Origin of the sequence: Streptomyces sp. NPDC008086 (genome assembly GCF_042957325.1) — a bacterium.
Classification (GTDB): Bacteria; Actinomycetota; Actinomycetes; order Streptomycetales; family Streptomycetaceae; genus Streptomyces.
This window is the reverse complement of record NZ_JBIBIA010000013.1, coordinates 76435-96696: the sequence shown is the minus strand read 5'-3', so window position 1 is coordinate 96696 and position 20262 is coordinate 76435. Positions and strand designations below refer to the sequence as shown.

Sequence of the window (20262 nt, the reverse complement as noted above, 5' to 3'; positions counted from 1 at the left end):
ACGGTGCTGGGGCTCAGGGCCGGGACGCGGCGAAGAACGGCATGGTGTCCACCGGGACGATCTCGATGTTCTTGCCGGTGCGCGGGGCGTGGATGGCCTTGCCGTTCCCGACGTACATCCCGTTGTGCTGGCTGTCGTTGTACCAGTAGATGATGTCGCCGGGCTGCATGTCCGACCTGGACACCTTCCGGCCGGCGTCGTACATCTCCTTGACGGTGCGGGGCAGGGAGACCCCCGCCGAGCGCCAGGAGGCACCCACCAGTCCGGAGCAGTCGTAGGAGTTGGGGCCGGTCGAGCCCCACTCGTACGGTTTGCCGAGCTGGGCGTAGGCGAAGTCGAGTGCGGTCTTGGCGCGACCGCTGGCGGGACCGTTGTAGCTGGCCGCGGAGTCGCTGACGCCCGCGGCCGCGTCGTCGCGCTCCTGGGCGGCCTCCATCCTGGCGCGCTGCGCGGCGGTCAGGCTGTTGAGGAGCTTGCGCGCCTCGGTGAGTTTGGCCTGGACCGCGTCCTTCTTCTCCTTGGCCTTGGTGCGGGTCTCCGCCAGGGCCTTCAGCCGCTCCGTGGCGTCCGCGCGTTCCTGGGCGAGTTCGCGCTGCTTGCCCTGCAAGGCCCGGAGGGCTTCGGCCTGACGCGCGCTCGTGCGGCCGAGCACCTCGGCCTTCTCCAGGAAGTCGTCCGGATCGCTGGAGAGGAAGAGCTGCACGCTCGAATCGATGGCACCGCTGCGATACTGCTCCGCCGCCAACGGGCCCAGCTTCTCGCGCAGTTCGTTGAACTCCTGCTGCTTGCGGGCCAGCCGGTCCTGCGCACTGTCGACCTCGCGCTGCAGCTTCTTCTGCTTCTCCAGGACGCCGTTGTACTCCTCGGTGGGGCCCGTGGCCTCCTCGTAGAGCTTCTCCACCTGCTTGCGGACCTCGTCCACCGTGGGCTTCGGAGCCGCCTGGCTCTGCGTCGGGATGAGGCTCACCGCACCGGCGGCGACGCCGAGGGTGGCTATCCGGGCGCGGCTGGGCGGCTTGGGCCGACGGTGGGTTCCCATCGTGGGATGACTCCTCTGCGCGTGTGTGGACCGAGCGACGGCTTACGGCCGTCGGGTCGGTGCCGCGGCATCGGCCGACAAGCGCGTTAGAACTTAGTACCTTAGTAGTTTGGGTCGCAAGTGAGTCCGAGTGACAGGTGCGTCAACTGGTGTCGATCAGCCGAAAATCGGCGGACAGGCGACGAGTAGCGGCAGCAGCGGAACCACCACGGCCGCGGCGGCCACAGCCCCCCAGAACGCGGGGTTAGGGGCCTGGCGTGGGCCGAGGACTCGCTGCAGGCGGATCAGCACCGTCTGCCCGCCCGCCGCGAAGGCGCCCTTCGGCGTGCGGGCCGCCGCCATCTCGTACATCGCCGTGGCCAGGGCCTCACCCGAGTGGCGGCGCAAGGCGCGGTCATCGGCGACCATCTCCAGGAGGAGCGCGGTCTGTTCCCGACCATGGCGGGCCAACGTCAGCCGGCGGAACACCGAGTGGAACGCCTCCGCGGCGGCCAGGGCCAGATGATGACGCCCCACGATGTGGCCCTGTTCGTGTTCCAGTACGGCGGCGAGCTGCTCCGGCGCGAGTTCACGCACCGCCGCGTCACTGATCACCACGCGTGGGCGGCGACCGGGCAGGCAGTACGCGGCGGGGATGTCGTAAGGCAGGACCGTGGCGGACAACCGGGCGGAGTGGTGGCCGACCAGATCGACTGCCTCACGGTGCCGTGTCCGCGCGCGGCGTGCCCGTATGACATGGAAGGCGAAGCTCGCGATCAGGGCGATCCCGATGGTGGCGGGCAGGGCGACGGCGAGCCGGTCCGCCGTGGCGGGGTCGGGCTCGCCCGGGCCCACGTGCAGTCCGCAGGAGTGGAGCAGGCCCACCAGCCCCGCGTGCAGGTGCTCGGTGGGCATGGCCAGGTTGTACGCGGCGAGCGCGGCCCCGATCGCGAACGCGGCCATCAGCGCGTGCCACACCGCCGCCGCCAGGGCCGGGGCCCGGTGCGGCCAGGCCGCACGCAGGAGCAGGCGCGGGGCGACAAGACCTACGGCTGCCGTGTAGCAGACCAGGACGGGAGCCGCGTTCACGGCTTCGCCTGTCGTCCCACGTTCTGCAGGGCTTTGCGTAGCGCGGCCACCTCGTCCTCGGACATGCTCTCGACGAAGTGGACCAGCGCGGCCGAGCGGTCCTTGCTCTCGCCCAGGCCGTCCTCCATCAACGCGGCGGCGTACGCCTCGCGGCTGCGGACCGGTGAATACAACCAGGCCCGCCCCCGCTCCTGCTTTCCGCGCTGCAGCCAGCCCTTGGTGTAGAGGATGTTGGTGACGGTCATCACCGTGGTGTAGGCGATGGGGCGGGTCTTGTTGATGTCGTCGACGACTTCACGGACCGTGGCGGGACGGTTCCAAGTCCACAGGCGATCCATGATCTCCGCCTCGAGATCCCCCAGCCGCCGCATGACCCCGACTCCCTTTCACCACCGAATACGCAGGGCCATAGTAGACGTCTGCCCTGCACGGATTGCGCGGGCGGCTGACGTCACCGTGATGCCTGGACCGCAACCGCTGAGGAAGGTGTGGCCGGCCGGGGAGACCGGTCGGCCGCACCTGTCCCTCCCACAGGGCTCAGGCGGGAGCGAGCTGCGGTTCCTCTCGTGCGGCCAGGCTTCCGCTGCGCGAGAGCCCGGCGACCGAGGCTGCGCAACCGAGTCCGACGGCGGTGAGGACGCACCAGGCCAGCCATAGAGCGTCGTGTTGTTGCGCGAAACCCCAGAGAGCGCCGATGGCGAGGTTTCCGAGGGTGATGCCCAGACCGGAGACGGTGTTGTACAGGCCATAGTGGGTGGCCACGAGCTGGTTACCGGAGAGCCGGACGACCGTGTCCATCTCGAAGGGGTAGGCCACCGCGCTGCCGACGGCGAGCAGCGTTACCGCCGCGACGAGTGCGGCAAGGACGACCGGGGTGGCGCCGGGCGGGGTGAGGGCGAGAGGCAAGAAGGCCAGCCCCATCGCGGTCAGCCCGCGCACCATTGCCTGGGCGGGACTCCAGCGTTGCTTCGCCCAGCCCGTCAACCGCAACTGCCCGAGGACGGCGACCGCGGCCGAGACGACGAAGAGCCCGCTTGTCGCCCAAGTCCCCTTGACGCCCAGGGCAGCGGCCGCAGCCAGGGGCAGGGCCAGATAGACCTGGAAGGTCAGCACGTATGAGCCGATCATCGCGGTGGCGAAGAGCAGGAAGGGCCGGTTGGCCACCACCGTGCGCCATTGCGCCAGCACACCGTCCGGCGCGCCTGCTGTGCCTGCCGCCTCGCCGCGGCGGGCGGGCAGGGCACGCCACTGCAGCACCGTCAGGACGCCGAAGATCGCGGCTGCCACGGTGCACACGAGGCGGAAGTCGGCCGCGAGCAGCGCGAGTCCGACCAGCGGGCCGAGGAGCATGCCGGCCTGGTAGTAGACGTTGAAGGTGGCGAAGGCGTCCACGCGCCGCTCACCGGCCTCGGCGGCGAGGTAGGCGCGGACAGCCGGGTTGAACAGGGCGCCGGCGAAGCCGGTGGCCGCCGAGGCCGCGATCAGGGCGGGGAGGTTGTCGACCCAGCCGAGCAGGCCGAAGCCGAGCGTGCGCAGCAGGCAGCCCGCCATGATCGGGCCCTTGTAGCCGAAGCGGTCGGCGAGGGTGCCGCCGATGAGGAACATGCCCTGCTGGGAGAAGTTGCGCACGCCCAAGACGAGCCCGACCGCCCAGGCCGCCAGGCCGAGACTGCCGGAGAGATGGGCGGCGAGGTACGGCATGAGCATGTAGAAGGCGAGGTTGATGGCGAACTGGTTGGCCATCAACAGCCGCACGGCGGGCGGGAAGGAGCGGGTCTGGCGCCACAAGGTCTTCACCGGGCGGCCCCCGCGAGAGCCTGCTCGGCGACGCTCCACTCGCCGGTCGCGGCGACGGGATCAGCGATGTGGGTGCAGCGGGTCCAGCGGGTGACCACTCGGTCGGTGGCGTGGGCGATCTCGTCCGGGTCGTCGGCGGGCAGGTGGCCCAGGAGGCGGTGCTCGCCGCAGTAGGCGTCGTCGAAGACCGTGCTGACGTAGCGCTGCGGGCCGTCGGGGAAGACGGCGACGATCCGGTCCTCGGCAGGCAGGGTGCGGGCCAGCCAGCGCGCGACCAGAGCGACCGCGCCGACGCTCCAGCCGCCGGTGGCGTAGTGGTGGCGGGCGAGTCGGCGGGCGGCCCACACCGCTTCGGGGGCGGCGACCCAGTGGACCTCGTCGAACAGGTCGTAGGCGACATTACGGGGGTAGATGCTGCTGCCCAGGCCGCGCATCAGCCGCTGTGCCGCGGGCTGGCCGAAGATGGTCGAGCCGGTGGTGTCCACGCCGACGACCCGCAGGTGAGGGAAGTAGCTACGCAGTACGGAGGCGATTCCGGCTGAGTGACCCCCGGTGCCGACCGACACCACCAAGGTGTCGATACGGCCGAGCTGGGCGACGAGTTCGTGGGCGAGCGGGGCGTAGGCGGTGACGTTGTCGGGGTTGTTGTACTGGTCCGGACACCAGGCGTCCGGGTGGGCGGCGAGGAGTTCCTCGACGCGCCGGCGGCGGGCCTCCTGCCAGCCCCCAGCAGGATGTGGGGTGTCCACGAGGCCGACCTCGGCGCCGTACGCGGTGAGCAGCCCGGTCATGAGGGGTTCCATTCCGGGGTCGGTGACGACGGTGACCGGGTGGCCGTAGGTGGCGCCGGCGAGCGCGAGGCCGAGACCGAGGGTGCCGGAGGTGGACTCGATGATGCGCGCGCCGGGCAGCAGCTGTCCGCGTTCGCGGGCGGCACGGACCATGTACAGGGCGGTGCGGTCCTTGATGCCGCCAGGGTTGTGGCCTTCGAGCTTGGCCCAGAAGCCACGTCCGGCGGCGGTGAAGGGTTCGCCGATCCACAGCGTGGGGGTGTCGCCGACCAGGCCGGCGGGTGTGTGCATCGGGCGTTTGGTGTCGGACAGCAGCTGGGCGGGTGAGGTGGGGACGGCAATGCGGGTGAGGTGGTTCATGGCGTGCTTCTCCTGCGGCCGGCGCCGCGAACGGGAGCCGGTCGTGTGCCGGGGGAAAGATGCGGAGGTGATCGGGCTACCGCGCCGGAGTCGTACGTAAGGGCGCGGCAGCGGAGTCGATCAGGTCCGCCACACGCCGATGCGCGCCCGCGTCTGCCCGGTATCTGGCACGCCGGGCGCCGGGGGTGAGGGCTGCAGGGCCGGAGACAGAGACTGGGTATGCGTGCCGGGTTGCTCGGCGGGCGGGGCGTCAACGACCGCGGGAACGGCCAGGGTGACATCGCGCGGGGGTTGAACAGTCGGCTCGTCCAGGCCCCAGCAGTGAACACCACCGTTGTCCGCTGGAGGAGTCTGCTGGATCGTCGCTTGCTGTGACGGCACCGCAGTCGGCCCGCAGTTCGCGGAGGAGGCGAGCAGCAGGGCGTCGGCCTGCCCTGCCGGGGTCGTTGCAGGGCCGTGTGCGCAGGCCAGAAAGTGCACAAGCGCGGCCAGCAACACCACGAGCACCGCTCCGGTCCGTGACACGGAGCGGCCGCTTCGAGGGATCGAGCCAGCCCACATGAACACAAAGAGTAATCACGCGAGTACATAAGGTTCTTGTCAAAGGAAGCGTCTCCGCGCGCCCTCAAGCCTCGGCACGAGGCTGACATTCCCCGCACTGCCTGGACCCGTACACGTTTTGGGCGGATGCCGGTACGGGTGGCTCACGTTGCCGCCGATCACCGCATCGGGTGAATCCGGCCCCCGATCGGCCTCATCCAACCTCCGTCGTCCGGCATCCGGAGGTTTCCTGAGCGGGAGTACACCAGGAGACCCGGATGCGGCACACCACTACCAGCACGGTCAGGCCCGCGGCAGCCCGCGGCCTGGGTGCTGTCGTGCTGCTCGCTCTCCTGGCCCTCCTGCACGCGACGTTCAGCCCCGGCCCGTCCCACATTTCCGGGCTGGACCTGGACGGCTGCCGACTGCGAGCGGCCGCCTCGAACCCACATAACTGCCAGCCGGTGGCGAACGTGCTTGCCACTGGAGTAGGCGCCGCAGGGCACCACGGCGGCGACGCCTCGCAGTCCTGCGACGCTCCCGGTTACGGGCCACGCCAGCTCGCGGACACTTCCCCTTCGCGTGCCGCTTCCGGCGCCACGTCCGGCGTTCCCATGCCCCCCTCGCAGGGCAGCGCGTCACCCGCCGAAGCGGGTGCTTCCGCGCACGACTCGCCCTCTGGATCGGTCGTCCTGCGCTGCTGAGCGGAACCGGCCGCCCCGCCCCGACCTGGGTGCGGGGCGGTCCGCCGTTCCACTCATTTCCCCAGCAGCACTGTAGGAGCACCGCCATGCCCGGAGACGTCTACGCCGCCATCAGTGCACTCGCTCGCGCCGAGATCACCCGCACACTCACCCAGCCCGCCTGCCCTCCGGCGAAGGAAGCCGCAACGCCCGACGAGATCGTCACCGCGAGGTCCTCGGCCGAAGTCGCCTCGTCCGCGCACTCCCGGCGGCGTCTGCGCACACGGGCCACCGCGGTCCTGCGCCGTCTCGTCGCCGTCCGCGGGTAGCGCCGCACCGCCAGATCGGCTCTCACCGGCTTCCTACATCCGGCAAGGTCCGCCGAACCGGGTGATTGCTCCTGCAACGAGTGTGCCGGTGTTGCTCATGTCACCTTTTCTACCGAGGAGTTCAGCATGTCCAAGGGATGCAGACCGGTAGCGTTTTGGCGTCGGTACGAGCGCAACGCCGGGGGTCCAGCCGTGATTCGTCGCATGGCAGCAGCAGTCGTGCTGCTGGCCGCGGCTGTCCTGTTGCACTTCGGCACGCCTCACCACAACTCGGCCGCACCGAACATGGTGTCGGCGATGGCACCCGCAATCGAATCGGAAAGCAGGAAGCCGCAGGCATCCTCGTCCGTTTCCCTGCATGTCGGCACCGGCTCGAAGCCTCACCAGGCAGACGCGGAGACTCTCGCGCTGCCGCCGCGGACGGGACATCCCGTCGAGACGCCGTCGCTCTCCACCGACGCAACCGCGGACCCTACGGTCACGTCGCTCGCCTCGGTGTCCGGCCGGGCCCATCCCCGCACAGCGAGAGACGCCTGGAATCCGGGCGCCGGACTCGCACCTGACTCCACCACACTGCAGACCTTCCGCTGCTGATCGGCAGCGTGCTGCACGCACCCATCCCCACGTCCGGTACGTACTGCAACCACCGTCAGCCGAGCGACGAACCGCCGCTCGCCACGGCTCGTTGACGCACACCCGGACGCGTGCAGCACGCACTCTTCGCGCCCCTTCGTCCTAAGAGCCCCACGAAGAGTCACGAGGTCGATTCACATGCACACCCTCATCGAGCACGCCCGCGAGTTCCCACAGAAGATCTCCGACCAGCAGGAGGAGTTCGGGCGGCTGGCCCTGGGCCAACAGCCCCAAGCCCTGTTCATCTCCTGCTCCGACTCCCGCGTCATCCCTGCTCTGTTCACCGGCGCCCGCCCCGGTGACCTCTTCGAGCTGCGTACCGCGGGCAACATCGTCCCGCCGTACCGGAGCCAGACCGCCTGCGGTGTGGCCGGCTCCCTCGAATTCGCCGTCCAGGCCCTGGGCGTGCCCGACATCGTCGTGTGCGGCCACTCGCACTGCGGTGCCGTGCAGGGGCTGATGCGCGAGCAGAACGTGCAGACGATGCCGCTCGTAAGGCGCTGGCTGGCCCGGGCCGGGTACCGAGCCCGGGGCGACGAGGCGTGGCAGACCCGAGGTCTGGGCGAGGACCCCACCGCCGTGGCCCAGCAGCACGTGCTCACCCAGCTCGACCATCTGCGCAGCTACCCGTTCATCGCCCGGCGCCTGTCGTCGGGGCGGCTGCGGCTGCACGGCTGGTACTACACGGTCGAGACCGGTGAAGTCCTCTTCGCCGTGCCCGGCACCCGTGGCTTCAAGCCCCTGTGACCCGACCGGACCACGGCCCCACACGGCCCACCTCGTTCCGGTCGCCCTTCACGCGACGTTCCTTCCCCCACAGAGAGAACGCCATGACTTCATACTTCTCCTCCCTCCGGTCCGCCCTGCGTACCGACTTCACCTCGTCCCTGGTCGTCTTCCTCGTCGCTCTGCCCCTGTGCGTGGGCGTCGCCGTCGCCTCCGGCGTCCCGGCCGAACTGGGCCTGATCACCGGCATCGTCGGCGGCCTGGTCACGGGGCTGCTGCCGGGCAGCAGCCTCCAGGTCAGCGGGCCAGCCGCCGGACTCACAGTCCTCGTTCTCACCGCCGTCCAGGACTACGGGCTGTCCACCCTCGGCGTGATCGTCCTCGCCTCCGGACTGCTCCAACTCACCCTCGGAGCACTGAGGTTGGGCCGCTTCTTCCGCGCCATCTCGCTGTCCGTCGTCCACGGCATGCTCGCCGGCATCGGCCTCGTCCTGATCGCCGGACAGCTCTACGCTCTGGCCGACCGCAAGGCGCCGGGCACCGGCACCGCGAACGTCGCCGGACTGCCCGACCTGGGCATGGACGTTCTCCTCTCCGACCCTGCCTTGATCGCCGTCGGCATCGGGACGGGGACGATCGCCGTCATGGCGCTGTGGAAGAAGCTGCCCGGCAAGGCGCAACTGCTGCCCGGTCCGCTCGTCGCGGTCGGCGCGGCCACCCTGGCCACCGTCGTCTTCGACCTGCCCATCGCCCGCGTCGAGGTCAGCGGCCTCATGGAAGCGATCCAGCCGCCCGGCGGGAGCGACTTCGGCAAGCTGACCGAGGCCGGGCTGCTGACCACCATCGTCGCGTTCACCCTGATCGCCTCAGCGGAGTCACTGTTCAGCGCCGCGGCGGTGGACCGGCTGCACACCGGCCCGAAGACCAACTACGACAAGGAGCTGATGGCCCAAGGCGCGGGAAACACCATCTGCGGGATGCTCGGCGCGCTGCCCATGACCGCCGTGATCGTCCGCAGCGCCGCCAACGTCCAGGCGGGCGCCCGCACCAAGGCTTCCCGCGTCCTGCACGGCCTGTGGCTGCTGCTCTTCGCCGCCCTGCTGCCCGGCGCACTCGGCGTGATCCCCGCCGCCGCACTCGCCGGGGTTCTCATCCACGCCGGCTTCAAGCTGCTGCCGGTCAAGGAACTGGGGCCGCTGTGGCGCGAACACCGCAGTGAGGCCGTGGTGCTGGTGATCACGGCCGGGGCGATCCTGGTCACCAACATGTTCGAGGGCGTTCTGATCGGGTTGCTGCTCGCGGTGGTGAAGACGGCCTGGGAGACCTCGCACGTCCACGTCGACGTGAATGACGAGGGGGCGGGCGCGGTGCGGGTGAGTATTCGCGGTCACGCGACCTTCCTGCGCCTGCCGCGCATCCTCGACGCCCTGGAACGGCTGCCCGCCAACCGGCCCATCGAGCTCAACCTCACCGGTCTGCGGCACCTCGATCACGCCTGCATGAGTGCATTGCAGCACTGGGCGGACCAGCACAACGCGCACACCGTTCAGCCCGAGCGCACCATCGCCTCGGTGTGACCCGGCGGCCCGTGGGTCGGTGTTTCGGCCGACCCGCGGGCCTTCGGTTACATACGGGGTGAACGGCTACCGGCGTTCACCCGTACCCCCTGTCGTAGTCGTACACCCGGCCGCCGGCGCGGCAGGACCAGCCCGGATACGGAGAGGCACGTGCCACAGCACCCCGAGCAGTCACAGCAGCCCCAGCGAGGACGCACAGGCCGTGCCCAGCCCACCTCCCGCCTCATAGGCGGCGTCGCACTGACCGCAAGCCTGGCTCTTCTTCCGCTGGCCACCGCATGCAGCGGAAGCGGTGAAGACGACGCAAAGGCGAGTAGCAAGCCGACGAAGATATCCGCCTCACCGGCGGCCGAACTGGTGGCGCCGGCGAAGGTGGAAGTGATCGCCAATCTGACCGGCTGCAAGCCCAAGATCCGTATCGACGCGGACGAATTGCGCCAGGGGCTCTGCCACACGCCGAAGGTCGACTACCTCATCACCACCTTCCCGGAGGAAAAGTACAAGCAGACCTGGCTGGACTCCGCCGCCATTTACGGGGGCAAGTACCTGGTCGGCACGCGCTGGGTCGTCAGTGCGAAGGAGCCGGAGATGCTGGACGAATTCCGCGCCAAGATCGGCGGGAAGATCCAGCAACTGCGTGGCATAGGCCCGACCCCGGGCCCGTCCTAGCCGCCGTCACATCCCCCACCAACCACGCGGCCCCAGTCGGCCACGACCACCCGCACAACCCCCGTCCCCGGAGGCTGCTCCATGCCCACGGCACCACGCCGGACCAGGAAACCGCTGACCGCCCTACTCCTGGTCGGCGCGGTGCTCACCCTCCTCCTCGGCGGCGCCGGAACCGCCTCCGCCCACGCCGTCCTGACCAAGTCCGACCCGGCTGACGTCTCCGTCCTCAAGACCGCGCCGAAGCAGCTCACGCTCACTTTCAACGAAACCGTCAGCCTCGCCGACGGCTCACTGCGCGTCCTGTCCCCGAAGAACCTGCGGGTCGACCGAGGAACCGTCGGGCACGCAGCCGGGAAGACGAACACCGCCCGCGTGCAGCTGACCGGCAAGTTGCCCGAGGGCACCTACACGGTGTCATGGCGGGTCGTCTCCTCGGACAGTCACCCGATCTCCGGCGCGTTCGCCTTCTCCATCGGCCAACCGTCCACCACCACCGCCACGGTGCCGGTCGAATCCCGGGCCGACACCGCCACCTCCCGTCCTTACGGCTTCTTCCGCTACGTGGCCTACAGCGGTCTGGCCCTGCTCATCGGCGTCGCCCTGTTCACCCTCGTTTGTTGGCCGGCCGGCGCAGGCTTGCGTCCGCTGCGCCGGCTCCTGTTGACCGGCTGGGTGGCGCTGTTCGCCTCCACCGTTGTCCTGTTGCTGCTCCGCGGCCCCTACGAGACCGGCAAGGGCCTCGGCGCCGTGTTCGACCTGTCGCTGTTGGGTCGGACCCTCACAGGTAGGAGCGGGTGGGCTCTGGGCGCACGGTTGTTGCTGCTCGCGGCGGCGGGAGTCTTCTTGGCGCGGCTGGTCGGCCGCCTCCGCAGTGAGGGCGACAGCACGTCGCCCGATCCGGTCACCGCACCCACCTCCGACCAGCTCACCGCGCGACCGCAGTTCGGTGTCGGCACACGAGTCGTGGGCGTGCTCGTCGCTGTGTGCCTGGCCCTCACCTGGGCCGCGGCCGAGCACGCGTCCGCCGGTCTCCAGGTGCCGCTGGCGATCCCTGTCTCCGTGCTCCATCTGCTCGCCATGGCGGTGTGGCTGGGTGGTCTGGTCGCGCTGGTGGTCGCTCTGTTCCGGGCGCCCGCCGACATGGTGATCCCAGTTGCAGCGGTCGCGCGCTTCTCCCAGCTGGCTTTCACCTCGGTCGCCGTCCTGGTCGTCACCGGTGTCTACCAGTCCTGGCGTCAGGTCGGTTCTCTTGAAGCGCTGTCCACCACCGAGTACGGCAGGGTCCTCGCTCTCAAGTCCATCGCCGTGGTCGTGGTGCTGACCGTGGCCGCCTTCTCGCGCCAATGGACCGCGCAGCTCCTCCGGGAGAAGCCACAGAAGGCGCTCGTACCCGCAGCCGAGCCCCAGCACGTACGCGTCGCGCAGACCGTCGGCGTGGGCGCCTCCTCGACCAGCGCAATCGCCGAGAACGCAGACAGCCTCACGGGCCCTCCCGCTGCGGGTGATCCCGCCGAAGAACCAGGCTTGCCCGATTTCGGCACACCCCGGCGCGCCCTGCGCCGTTCGGTCGCCGTCGAGGCAGTGCTCGGTGTCGTCGTCCTGGTGATCACCACAATGCTCACCGGAACCCAGCCCAGCCGAGCCGCCGTGGAGAGTGCCGCCGCGCTCGCCGCATCCCGGGAACCCACGGTGCAGGTGGCGTTGGTCCCCTTCGATGTCGGCATACCGAACGGGAACGGCAGGGTGCAGATCACCTTCTCCCCGGGGCGCGTTGGCGACAACACCGTGGAGGCCGTGACGTACGGGGCCGACGGGCTTCCTTTCGCAGCCCCCGAGGTCCGTGTCAGCCTCACGCAGCGTGCCCAAGGGGTGGGCCCGTTGGATGCGAAGCTCGTTGACCGGGGCGGCTACTGGACCACCGACCGCCTGCGGCTTCCGTTGCCCGGGTCCTGGACCCTGCGTGTCACCGTGCGCCTGACCGACATCGACCAGGTCACGGTCACCAAGGACGTGAACATCAGGCCGTCACCGGCCTGACCGACCTGGCGTCCGGCACGCTCCTCGCAACCGACGGGTGCGCACCGAACCTGGGCGGCGGAGGCTCACGGCGTCGGCTCCCGACCCACGAAAGGGCGGGAACCACCGGGCGCGCCCCCGGCGGATCCCGCCCCTTCGTACGTGGTGGTTCAGGCTGCCAGTGTGGAGACCTGGCCGCGAGCAGGCTTCGGTTCGAGGACGCGTTCGGCCAGGAAGCCGAACAGGAGCCCGAACGCCGACCACAGCACGGCCTGCACGCCGACGGACGCCAGCCGGAACTCCCACAGGTCGGTGGCCGGGAAGCCCTTAGGAGTGTTCTCGCCGGACGGCAGAACGACCATCGCAATCGCCACTACCGCGACGAAAGCGAGGCCGGCGGCGATGGAAGCGTTCCAATTCCCCCACGCCGGGGCGAGCCTTCGACCCAGCAGGAGGGCGGCGATGCCCAGCAGCACGCTGAGGGCGATCATCAGGACGAACAGGATGGTGCGCTTGTCGAGGGTGTCGGGGTTGCCTACGGCGGGCGGGTTGGCCGGGTACTTCAGGATCGGCACGAGGTAGACGAGGAGGAACCCGGCGAGGGCAGTCAGCCCCGCCGTAGCCCGGGCGCCGAACCGGCCTATGCGACCCAGCGCGAAGCAGAAGGCGAGGGCAGCGATGCCGCCGATGGCGACGCCGAAGACGAGGACACCCGTGGCCAGACCTGCGGTCGACTGCACGGATCGACTGACGAGTTCCTCGCCCATGGCGCCCATGTCGTGGGAGTTGGCCTCTTCGAACGCGATGGCCGCATCCACCGGGCCTTCCCCGACCAGGTAGGCGAAGACGAAAGCGAGCACGCCCGCGCCGATGCCGGCGAGCATGCCGCGCACCAGCAAGGTGCGTACGGTGACGGAGTTCATGGCAGAGGCTCCGTCAGTGGCAGGGGAAGCCGAGGAGGTGGCGGGCGTCGTGCACCCACTCGTGCACGCCCTCACCGGAGACCACGGCCGTGGCGCCCTGCTCGGCGCCGACGAAGTACAGCAGGACCAGCATCAGAACGCCGAAGAAGACGGCCCAGGGGGCGATCGCCCGCAGCGGCAGCGGCGTGAGGGTCTGAGTGGTGGGGGTGGGGGCAGCGGTGGACTGCGCCATGGCGAGACCTCCTCGGGAACATCGCGTCCCGCATCGTGTGGAGCACTCGACGACAGCGTTGGGTCTGACTCACCACCCTCGCCTCGTTGGCTGGGTGGCACACAGTGGCGCGACCGTGCCGGGCTTGCACCGGCTTCCGTGGCGCCGTCGTCCTTGTCGCCCCAGATGGTAGGGGTAATACGAACTTCGGCCAACATGGCGTACGCCACCTACGATGAACCGCCCCCGGCGACCCGACGAAAGGCCCCGCATGACCGTCCGGCTCACCCTGCTGTGCGCCGCCGCTTCCGTCGAGCGCGACGCACGCTTCGCCGACGTGCCCCTCGACGAGCGAGCACTGCGGCAGGCGAAGGCAGTAGCCGCAGCCCTGCCCTCGGCCGCCAGTCTGTACGCGGCGCCGTCGCAGCGGTGCACGCAGACGGCCCGAGCCCTGGGCTGGGATGCGGTCACCGCGGAACCGGCGCTGCGGGACATCGACATGGGCTCCTGGCGCGACCGCACGCTCAGCGAGGTCGCGGCCAGTGACGGTGCCGGTCTCGCCGCCTGGATGTCGGATCCGGAAGCGGCGCCGCACGGCGGCGAGTCCCCAGCCGACATCTGCCGGCGGGTCGCCGCCTGGCTGGACGCGCTGCCGGCCGACGCAGGGCGAGTTCTGGCCGTGGTCGAGCAGGCGGTCGCGCGCGCCGCTGTGGTCCACGTGCTGGACGCGCCGCAGCGGTCCTTCTGGAACGTCGACGTGCCGCCGTTGTCCGCCGTGCAGCTCACCGGCCGCAACGGCCGCTGGAATCTGCGGATGGGGGATGTCTCCTCCGGCACGCCAGTGGGTGGAGACGACTGAACGTCGTGTTGACACGCATGCCGTGGGCGCCGGTTCCTTGCGCCCCCGCGTGTCTGTGGGACGGAAGTGGTTCCGCCCCACAGACACACGAAACGCGGATCAGCTCGGCGACGAAGCGGCGCGCCGCTTCACCAGCCACCACGCACCGCCGCCCCCGGCGAGCAGCGCCACGACGATCCCGCCGATGAGCACGCCCGCGGAGCCGTTGTCGTCCTCCTTGGCTGCCTTGGCTGCCTTGGCGTCGGTGTCGGAGCCCGCGGCCGCGACGTCCGACTCGGTGGCCGACGGGGTCGGGCTGGGCTTCGCACTCTTCGTCGGGCTGTCACTGGGACTGGGGCTCACCGGCGTGGCGCCCGGGGCAGCGGCTTTCAACCTCAGGACGGGCGCGGGCTGTTCGGGCTCCGCACCGCCGTCGGGCAGCTCGATCCAGCGAGAGACCTCGCCGTTGCTGTAGGTCTCGATCGTCTTGAACGCGATCTCCTTCGCGTCCGGCAGCTGCCGCACCTTGATCTCGTACTCGGCGTCAACCCCGGCCTTGAGAGCCGTACCGCCGACGGTGTATCCGTCCGCGGTGGCCTTCAACTTCCAGCCCTTGGGGGCTTCTTCGAGCGTCACGTCGCCGGGAGCGATGCCGTCGGGCAGCACAATGCGCAGTTCGGTGAAGCCCGCGGAGGCGGACTCGGCTTCGGAGACGAAGCTGAGCGTGACGTTCTCGGCCAGGGCCTGGGCCTTCTCGGACTCGACTTCCGCGTGCGCGGCGGCAGGTGCCGCCAGGGCGAGCGTGGCCGTCAGCGCGACGGCACCGGCGAGCGCGATACGGCGACCCGCACGGGCCACGGGGTGCGTGGACATGGACACAGGGGGACTCCTTGCTGATACGGGAAGAGCCGGTCCCGTGGCTTACCGGGACCGGGTGACGGGCTGGAGGTGCTCCCGCCGCGGTGGTCCCCTGCGCACCACCGCGTGCTCCAGTACGTCGTCCCATGCCGGTGCCGCCACCTCGAACGAGGCGTCCAGGCGCCGGTCGGGCAGCGCGAACACCCTCCGGCCGGTGCCACAAACCGGTCGGGGCAGCACCTGAGACAGGGCCGCGACGGCTGCCCTGGCGAGCGTGCCCAGCGCGCCGAGCGCGGCTGTGACCCGTGCGTCCGCCCGGTGCAGCAGCCAGGCCACGACCAGCGCGGCCACGACATGGACGGTCGTCATCGCTGTTCCGGCATGGTGCCAGGCGTGGCCGTCCCCGACCGCAGCCGCGCGGTGCCCCGCGTGCATCGCATGTCCCGCCATGCCTGCCGGCGACGCCGGCGTGCCACCGTCCGCGTAGGACATGGCGAGATGCAAAGCGCCCTGCATCGTCAGCGTGCACGTGACAGTCGCGGCCGGCGTGTAGCGGTGTCGGGCCAGCGGCCAGACCGCCGCGAACTGGGCCACGATCGACGCGCCCACCAGCCGCCAGGGCACCGTGCCTTCGGCGATCGCGTGGTGACCGAACGTCGCGAGCACGGTGCCGAGCACGGCGAACAGACCGGACCGTGCGCACGTCCCTGCGCGGCTGGTCCGGCTGTCTCCGGCACGCTCTTCGTGCCCGGTCACGTGATCACGTGGCACGGTCGCCCATCATTCCTTACCGAGCGCCTTGGCGAGGAGGTCCGGAGTCCGGGTGGAGAGATAGAGGTAGGGCGTGGGGTCCTCCGGATCGAGTACCTCGACGCGCACCGCGTTGGGCAGGAAGCTGCGCATCACCATGAAGGCCCGAAGATCTGCTTTGTACGTCCGCCACGCCCGGGCCTCCTCGCCTTGCAGGGCCTCCGGCTGCCCGAGGTCCTTCAGCGGGATGCGGGCATCGGCCACGAACAGCGTGTCGCCGGTGACCCGGATCCGTGTCGAGCCCTGTGAGCTGACGTACATCCCGGCCAGACAGGTGCCGATGGCCAGAGCGATGAGCGCGGCGACGGGGCCGTAGGGAAAGAAGACGAGGGCGAGGGAGATGCCGAAGAGGGCGGCCATGACCCACCAGGTCTTCGGCGCGGTCAGACGTTCGTCGTAGATGATCCGGCTGGTGGAGGTCACGGGCGTTCACCTTGTCGTATACGGCAGATGCGGTGGGGCTGTTCACAGGGGCAGGAAGGTGCGGGCACGGGGGTGGTGGGTCAGGGTCGCGCCGGTGTCGATCTCGTGGAACCAGGCGTGCAGGCGCAACGATCGGTCCGCCAGCCGGGGCACGACGCACGGATAGGCGCTAAGCACGTCGACCTGTGTCAGGACGTGCCAGTGCCCGGCGGCGGTGAAGTCTTCGGTCAGTGGGGTGGCGTCGTCGGACCCGGCGGCGACGGCCGTCGTCAGGTTGCCGTGCATCTCCGCCGAGACGACGTCGCAGTGCGAGTGGCCGCAGACGATGATGTCCGAGACCCCAAGTTCGTTGACCGCGTACTCGATCGTCCTGGCTTCGCCGCTCGGCGTCTTCGCGTCGTAGGGCGGTATCACCCCTCCGTACGTGCGCAGTTCGAAGAGGTCTCCGGGCTGGGCTGCGGTGAGGAGCGCGGGCACGACGCGGGCGTCCGAGCAGGCGATGAACACCGCCCGAGGGCGGTGGTACCGGGAGAGGCCGCCCAGGTGCAGGGTGTGGGCCGCCGCGCGGGCGCGGAAGACCCGGGCCTGGTCGATCAGGTACTGCATGGTGTGGCCTCCCCGCTCACGTCAGTCGGCCAGCTTTTTGTCGATGAGCGCCTTGAACGCCTCGTAGGAGCTGGGGTTGGTGATCCGCTCTCCGTCGAAGAAGAAGGTGGGGGTGCCCTGGACGCCCAGGCCGAGGCCGTCGCGCTGGTCGGCCTGGATGCGTGCGGCCACCTTCGGATCGGCGAGGTCGGCGTTGAATCGGGTCATGTCGAGGCGGAGTTCCTTGGCGTAGTCGCGGAAGACGGACTCCTTCGACTCCTGGGCTTCGCCCCATTCCTTCTGGGTGGTGAAGAGCTTGTTGTACATCTCCTCGAACTTGCCCTGGCGGGCGGCGGCTTCGGCGGTTCGGGCGGCGAGTTCGCCGTTGCGGTGGCCGGGCATGGGGAAGTAGCGGGCGACGAAGGTGACCCGGTCTCCGTACTCCTCGCGCAACTGTTCCACCACCGGGTAGTAAGCCCCGCAGCCCTCGCACTCGAAGTCGAGGAACTCGACCACCGTGAGCTCACTCTTCTTGGGCTCGCTCAGGCGGTGGCTGGAGTCGCGCACAGGCAGAGCCTCAGCCGCCGGCTTCACATCCAGGCCACTACTGCTCCGCTCTTCGGGGGAGAACAGCAGGTAGGAGCCGAAGGCGGCGGCGAATCCGGCCACGAGTACGGCGGCGGCGATCAGTTGCTTCTTCAGCTTGCTCATGATTCCTCGGGGGTACGGGTGTGGGCGGGGCGCCGGTCTCGGGCGTGGAGGCCGGCCAGGTAGGCGTTGTAGGCGGCGAGGGGGTCGTTCGCGTCGCCTCGGTCGATCTGCCGGTCGATACGGCGGGCTTCGCGCTGGTCGGAGCGGACCCACTGGATGGCCAGGATGATCGTGGTGATCAGGACGGGGATGTCGCCGGTGGCCCAGGCGATCGCGCCGGCGTCGTACTGGTCGTCCATCGCCCGCTCGACCCATGGCCGGTCCAGCAGCGACCACCAGCCCTCGCCGATCAGCGCGGTGGAGCTCATCAGCGAGATGCTGAACCAGGAGTGGAACGGCATCGTCAGGATCAGCACGAACAGTCGGCCCAGGTGCGGCGGGCGGCGCGGGCCGGGGTCGATGCCGATGACCACCCAGAAGAACAGCAGGCCGACGGCGAGGAAGTGCACCAGCATGAACATGTGCCCGAGGTGGCTGCGCATCAGCGTCTCGAACAGCGAGGTGTAGTAGACGACGAAGGCGCTGCCGATGAACAGCACGCTCGCCACCACGGGGTGGGAGACGACCTTGACGTAGCGGCTGTGCAGCAGCTTCATCAGCCACTCGCGCGGCCCGTCCGGTTCGCCCTTGGGGGCAGTGGGCAGGGTACGCAGGGCGAGGGTGGCGGGGGCGCCGAGGACCAGCAGGATCGGCACCGTCATCGCGAGGATCATGTGCTGGCCCATGTGCACGCTGAACAGCACCTTGCCGTACACGTTGAGCCCGCTCATGGTGGCGAGCACGGTCACCGCCAGGCCCGCGAGCCATGAAATCGTCCGGCCGACCGGCCACTTGTCGCCCCGTGCGCGGAGCTTCCGTACGCCCGCCAGGTACAGAAGTGCCGCCGCGGCCGTACCGAAGGCGAACAGCGGGTCGAAGTGCCACTGGGTGAACAGCGGCGTCCACGGGAAGTCGCCGAGCGGTGGCGGCATGGCGAAGCCGAGCAGTTCCTCGGTGGGGGAGAGCTCGGCGTCTCCTGAGCCGGGTGCCGGGGTGCGGGCGAGTCCGACGGCGAGGCCCATAGCGGCCGCCATGAGCAGGAGTTCGCCGGCCGCGAGCCGCACGAACGCACTCCGCCCGCCCCCGTTCAGGGCGGGCAGGGTGCGCCGTCGGTGCCACCAGCCGATGCCGCCGAGGACGGCGAGCGCCGCTGTCTTGGCGAGCACCATCAGCCCGTAGCGGCTGGTGAACACCTCGCCCACGGTCGGGAACCGGACCGCTGCGTTCACGATTCCGCTGGCCGCGACGGCAATCAGTGCCCAGCCGGCGAGCGGGCTGAAACGCCGGATCGCGGTCGCCGCATCCGACTCGCGGCGTGCGGCGGCCACGAGGACGAAGAGCAGCCCGCCGACCCACACGGCCACACCCACCAGGTGCAGGGCGAGGCTGGTGACCGCCGCGTCGTGATTGCCCGCCGCCGAGGAGTGCCCGGTGAACGCGGGCGGCAGCAGCCCCGCGAGCGCGACCAGCAAAGCCAGGCGAGCCCACCACGCCGTGCCGATCCCCACACAGAAGGTCGCGACAACTCCTGCTGCCGCCGCCATGAGGGCGTACGAGCGACCCTGGGCATCGGTGGTGACGAAGTCGGCCACCACGGCGGCGGACGCCACCTCGCCGACCGGCTGGGCGAACAGGTCCGACAACGTCAGGATGAGGGTCGCCACTGACGCGGCGGCCCACACCCCGGCCCCGACTGCGGCCCAGGTGAGATAGCGCAGTTGGGTCGGGCCGAGCTTCCTGCCGCCGGGCAGCAGCACGGCGACGAGCAGCAGCGCGCCGATGGTGGCCACGGCGGACGCGTCGACGATCGTACGGGCCACCGGCAGGCCCCAGGCGGTGAGCGCACCGGCATCCGGGATGCCGGGGACCTGGGCCGCCGCGCCGCCGCCGGCCCACACGGCGACCGCCATCACCGCGACCGCGACGCCGAGCGAGGCAGCCAGGACGAGCGGCAGCCGCGGAAGCCGACGGGGTTTGACGGTGGCCTCAGCCGCCATGACCGGCTCGCCTCCGCCGCACCACGTACACGCCCACGGCCGCCAGGGTCAGGACCAGCGCGCCGCCACCCACGAGGGCGGAGACGCCCGTGCCGGATGATTCCCCACCCGGTGCGTCGGCCTGGGCCGCACGGGCGGCAGGCGACGGTGGTGCGTCGGCCGACTGTTCCGCTTGCGGCGTCGGGCTCGTGCTGCCGACCGCCTTGACGGTGAACGTGTACGAGCCGGAGACCGGGTGGCCATCGGCGGAGACCACCCGGTAGCCCACGGTGTAACGACCGGCCGGTGAGCCGGTGTCGAGCGGCAGGGTGACGGTTTTACCGTCAACCTGCGGGTCGCCCGCGGCGGCCGACTTCCCGTCCGGGCCGGTGACAGCGACCTTGGCATACTTCTGGGTCATCGAATCGCTGAAGGTCAGCGTGGCGTTCGGAGGCAGCCCGGCGAGCGTCGCTTGGGCGCCAGGACTGCTGGTGTCGAGTTCGGTGTGGGCCGCGGCCTGCGGAGCGGATACGGCCAGGGCCGCCACGGCGGCGGTGAGTGCGACGAGGCTGCGTGCCGTCCGTGTGGCGGCACGCCGTTCGATGGCGTTCATGGTGCGGGACTCTCTGTGTCCCCCGGCGAGTGGCCGCCGGGACAAAA

Annotated in this window: 21 protein-coding genes and 1 riboswitch; of the genes, 7 read left to right on the top strand and 14 right to left on the bottom strand. The window is 70.2% G+C overall.

Annotated elements, in window-relative coordinates; all coding sequences use genetic code 11:
• Window positions 1-13 precede the first annotated feature (13 nt).
• The 5 genes from ACFZBP_RS36845 to ACFZBP_RS36825 form a co-directional block, all read right to left on the bottom strand.
• Entirely contained in the window at window positions 14-1039 is a 1026-nt protein-coding gene (locus tag ACFZBP_RS36845; protein WP_391419971.1) for an NlpC/P60 family protein, read from the bottom strand.
• Between the two features lie 156 nt (window positions 1040-1195).
• On the bottom strand, window positions 1196-2107 hold the full coding sequence (locus ACFZBP_RS36840) for a M48 family metalloprotease (RefSeq protein ID WP_391419968.1): 912 nt from the start codon (window positions 2105-2107) through the stop codon (window positions 1196-1198).
• Entirely contained in the window at window positions 2104-2478 is a 375-nt protein-coding gene (locus ACFZBP_RS36835; RefSeq protein WP_391419966.1) for a BlaI/MecI/CopY family transcriptional regulator, read from the bottom strand. The genes ACFZBP_RS36840 and ACFZBP_RS36835 overlap by 4 nt, the downstream gene beginning before the upstream one ends.
• Before the next feature lie 166 nt (window positions 2479-2644).
• Window positions 2645-3904: an MFS transporter gene (locus tag ACFZBP_RS36830; protein WP_391419963.1), complete on the bottom strand. Its 1260-nt coding sequence runs from the start codon at window positions 3902-3904 to the stop codon at window positions 2645-2647.
• Window positions 3901-5055 carry a pyridoxal-phosphate dependent enzyme gene (locus ACFZBP_RS36825; protein ID WP_391419961.1) on the bottom strand — a complete coding sequence of 385 codons (1155 nt, stop codon included), beginning with the start codon at window positions 5053-5055 and terminating at the stop codon, window positions 3901-3903. The genes ACFZBP_RS36830 and ACFZBP_RS36825 overlap by 4 nt, the downstream gene beginning before the upstream one ends.
• A 1330-nt stretch (window positions 5056-6385) precedes the next feature.
• Between ACFZBP_RS36825 and ACFZBP_RS36820 the strand changes: the two genes are divergently transcribed.
• The 6 genes from ACFZBP_RS36820 (at window position 6386) to ACFZBP_RS36795 (ending at window position 12249) form a co-directional block, all read left to right on the top strand.
• Complete coding sequence (locus ACFZBP_RS36820) at window positions 6386-6607, top strand: hypothetical protein (protein ID WP_391419959.1); 222 nt, start codon at window positions 6386-6388, stop codon at window positions 6605-6607.
• Between the two features lie 204 nt (window positions 6608-6811).
• Entirely contained in the window at window positions 6812-7201 is a 390-nt protein-coding gene (locus ACFZBP_RS36815) for a hypothetical protein (RefSeq protein WP_391419957.1), read from the top strand.
• A gap of 177 nt (window positions 7202-7378) precedes the next feature.
• The gene (locus tag ACFZBP_RS36810; RefSeq protein WP_391419955.1) at window positions 7379-7987 is read left to right on the top strand and encodes a carbonic anhydrase; all 609 of its coding nucleotides are present in this window, start codon (window positions 7379-7381) and stop codon (window positions 7985-7987) included.
• A gap of 83 nt (window positions 7988-8070) precedes the next feature.
• Window positions 8071-9543, top strand: coding sequence for a SulP family inorganic anion transporter (locus ACFZBP_RS36805; RefSeq protein WP_391419953.1), 1473 nt, complete (start codon window positions 8071-8073; stop codon window positions 9541-9543).
• 150 nt (window positions 9544-9693) lie between these two features.
• The gene (locus ACFZBP_RS36800) at window positions 9694-10212 is read left to right on the top strand and encodes a hypothetical protein (protein WP_391419951.1); all 519 of its coding nucleotides are present in this window, start codon (window positions 9694-9696) and stop codon (window positions 10210-10212) included.
• An 81-nt stretch (window positions 10213-10293) separates the two neighbouring features.
• The gene (locus ACFZBP_RS36795) at window positions 10294-12249 is read left to right on the top strand and encodes a copper resistance protein CopC (RefSeq protein ID WP_391419949.1); all 1956 of its coding nucleotides are present in this window, start codon (window positions 10294-10296) and stop codon (window positions 12247-12249) included.
• 149 nt (window positions 12250-12398) lie between these two features.
• On the opposite strand, the gene ACFZBP_RS36790 is transcribed toward ACFZBP_RS36795, so the two are convergent.
• Window positions 12399-13151 (bottom strand): CbtA family protein, encoded by a 753-nt coding sequence (locus ACFZBP_RS36790; RefSeq protein ID WP_391419947.1) that lies wholly within the window; start codon window positions 13149-13151, stop codon window positions 12399-12401.
• A gap of 13 nt (window positions 13152-13164) precedes the next feature.
• Window positions 13165-13383, bottom strand: coding sequence for a CbtB-domain containing protein (locus ACFZBP_RS36785; protein ID WP_046916555.1), 219 nt, complete (start codon window positions 13381-13383; stop codon window positions 13165-13167).
• A gap of 62 nt (window positions 13384-13445) precedes the next feature.
• Window positions 13446-13521: riboswitch (cobalamin riboswitch) on the bottom strand.
• A 112-nt stretch (window positions 13522-13633) separates the two neighbouring features.
• Between ACFZBP_RS36785 and ACFZBP_RS36780 the strand changes: the two genes are divergently transcribed.
• Window positions 13634-14221 (top strand): histidine phosphatase family protein, encoded by a 588-nt coding sequence (locus tag ACFZBP_RS36780; protein ID WP_391419944.1) that lies wholly within the window; start codon window positions 13634-13636, stop codon window positions 14219-14221.
• A gap of 99 nt (window positions 14222-14320) precedes the next feature.
• On the opposite strand, the gene ACFZBP_RS36775 is transcribed toward ACFZBP_RS36780, so the two are convergent.
• The 7 genes from ACFZBP_RS36775 to ACFZBP_RS36745 are packed head-to-tail and all read right to left on the bottom strand — an operon-like array spanning window position 14321 to window position 20215.
• Window positions 14321-15073 carry a DUF1775 domain-containing protein gene (locus tag ACFZBP_RS36775; protein WP_391419942.1) on the bottom strand — a complete coding sequence of 251 codons (753 nt, stop codon included), beginning with the start codon at window positions 15071-15073 and terminating at the stop codon, window positions 14321-14323.
• A gap of 48 nt (window positions 15074-15121) precedes the next feature.
• Entirely contained in the window at window positions 15122-15829 is a 708-nt protein-coding gene (locus tag ACFZBP_RS36770) for a hypothetical protein (RefSeq protein ID WP_391419940.1), read from the bottom strand.
• Between the two features lie 9 nt (window positions 15830-15838).
• Window positions 15839-16291, bottom strand: coding sequence for a DUF3093 family protein (locus ACFZBP_RS36765; RefSeq protein ID WP_391419938.1), 453 nt, complete (start codon window positions 16289-16291; stop codon window positions 15839-15841).
• A 42-nt stretch (window positions 16292-16333) separates the two neighbouring features.
• Entirely contained in the window at window positions 16334-16897 is a 564-nt protein-coding gene (locus tag ACFZBP_RS36760; protein WP_391419936.1) for a carbonic anhydrase, read from the bottom strand.
• Between the two features lie 21 nt (window positions 16898-16918).
• On the bottom strand, window positions 16919-17587 hold the full coding sequence (locus ACFZBP_RS36755; protein ID WP_391419934.1) for a thioredoxin domain-containing protein: 669 nt from the start codon (window positions 17585-17587) through the stop codon (window positions 16919-16921).
• On the bottom strand, window positions 17584-19623 hold the full coding sequence (locus tag ACFZBP_RS36750) for a cytochrome c oxidase assembly protein (RefSeq protein ID WP_391419932.1): 2040 nt from the start codon (window positions 19621-19623) through the stop codon (window positions 17584-17586). The genes ACFZBP_RS36755 and ACFZBP_RS36750 overlap by 4 nt, the downstream gene beginning before the upstream one ends.
• A complete protein-coding gene (locus ACFZBP_RS36745; protein ID WP_391419930.1) occupies window positions 19613-20215 on the bottom strand; it encodes a copper resistance protein CopC in 603 nt (200 codons plus the stop codon). Before ACFZBP_RS36745 ends, ACFZBP_RS36750 begins: the two co-directional genes overlap by 11 nt.
• Window positions 20216-20262: the final 47 nt, after the last annotated feature.

Coding starts and splice junctions, on each gene's coding strand:
- ACFZBP_RS36810 (WP_391419955.1), top strand. CDS start 7,379: ATGCACACCCTCATCGAGCACGCCCGCGAGTTCCCACAGAAGATCTCC.
- ACFZBP_RS36780 (WP_391419944.1), top strand. CDS start 13,634: ATGACCGTCCGGCTCACCCTGCTGTGCGCCGCCGCTTCCGTCGAGCGC.
- ACFZBP_RS36815 (WP_391419957.1), top strand. CDS start 6,812: ATGGCAGCAGCAGTCGTGCTGCTGGCCGCGGCTGTCCTGTTGCACTTC.
- ACFZBP_RS36785 (WP_046916555.1), bottom strand. CDS start 13,383: ATGGCGCAGTCCACCGCTGCCCCCACCCCCACCACTCAGACCCTCACG.
- ACFZBP_RS36745 (WP_391419930.1), bottom strand. CDS start 20,215: ATGAACGCCATCGAACGGCGTGCCGCCACACGGACGGCACGCAGCCTC.
- ACFZBP_RS36760 (WP_391419936.1), bottom strand. CDS start 16,897: ATGCAGTACCTGATCGACCAGGCCCGGGTCTTCCGCGCCCGCGCGGCG.
- ACFZBP_RS36845 (WP_391419971.1), bottom strand. CDS start 1,039: ATGGGAACCCACCGTCGGCCCAAGCCGCCCAGCCGCGCCCGGATAGCC.
- ACFZBP_RS36795 (WP_391419949.1), top strand. CDS start 10,294: ATGCCCACGGCACCACGCCGGACCAGGAAACCGCTGACCGCCCTACTC.
- ACFZBP_RS36835 (WP_391419966.1), bottom strand. CDS start 2,478: ATGCGGCGGCTGGGGGATCTCGAGGCGGAGATCATGGATCGCCTGTGG.
- ACFZBP_RS36825 (WP_391419961.1), bottom strand. CDS start 5,055: ATGAACCACCTCACCCGCATTGCCGTCCCCACCTCACCCGCCCAGCTG.
- ACFZBP_RS36775 (WP_391419942.1), bottom strand. CDS start 15,073: ATGTCCACGCACCCCGTGGCCCGTGCGGGTCGCCGTATCGCGCTCGCC.
- ACFZBP_RS36790 (WP_391419947.1), bottom strand. CDS start 13,151: ATGAACTCCGTCACCGTACGCACCTTGCTGGTGCGCGGCATGCTCGCC.
- ACFZBP_RS36755 (WP_391419934.1), bottom strand. CDS start 17,587: ATGAGCAAGCTGAAGAAGCAACTGATCGCCGCCGCCGTACTCGTGGCC.
- ACFZBP_RS36820 (WP_391419959.1), top strand. CDS start 6,386: ATGCCCGGAGACGTCTACGCCGCCATCAGTGCACTCGCTCGCGCCGAG.
- ACFZBP_RS36805 (WP_391419953.1), top strand. CDS start 8,071: ATGACTTCATACTTCTCCTCCCTCCGGTCCGCCCTGCGTACCGACTTC.
- ACFZBP_RS36750 (WP_391419932.1), bottom strand. CDS start 19,623: ATGGCGGCTGAGGCCACCGTCAAACCCCGTCGGCTTCCGCGGCTGCCG.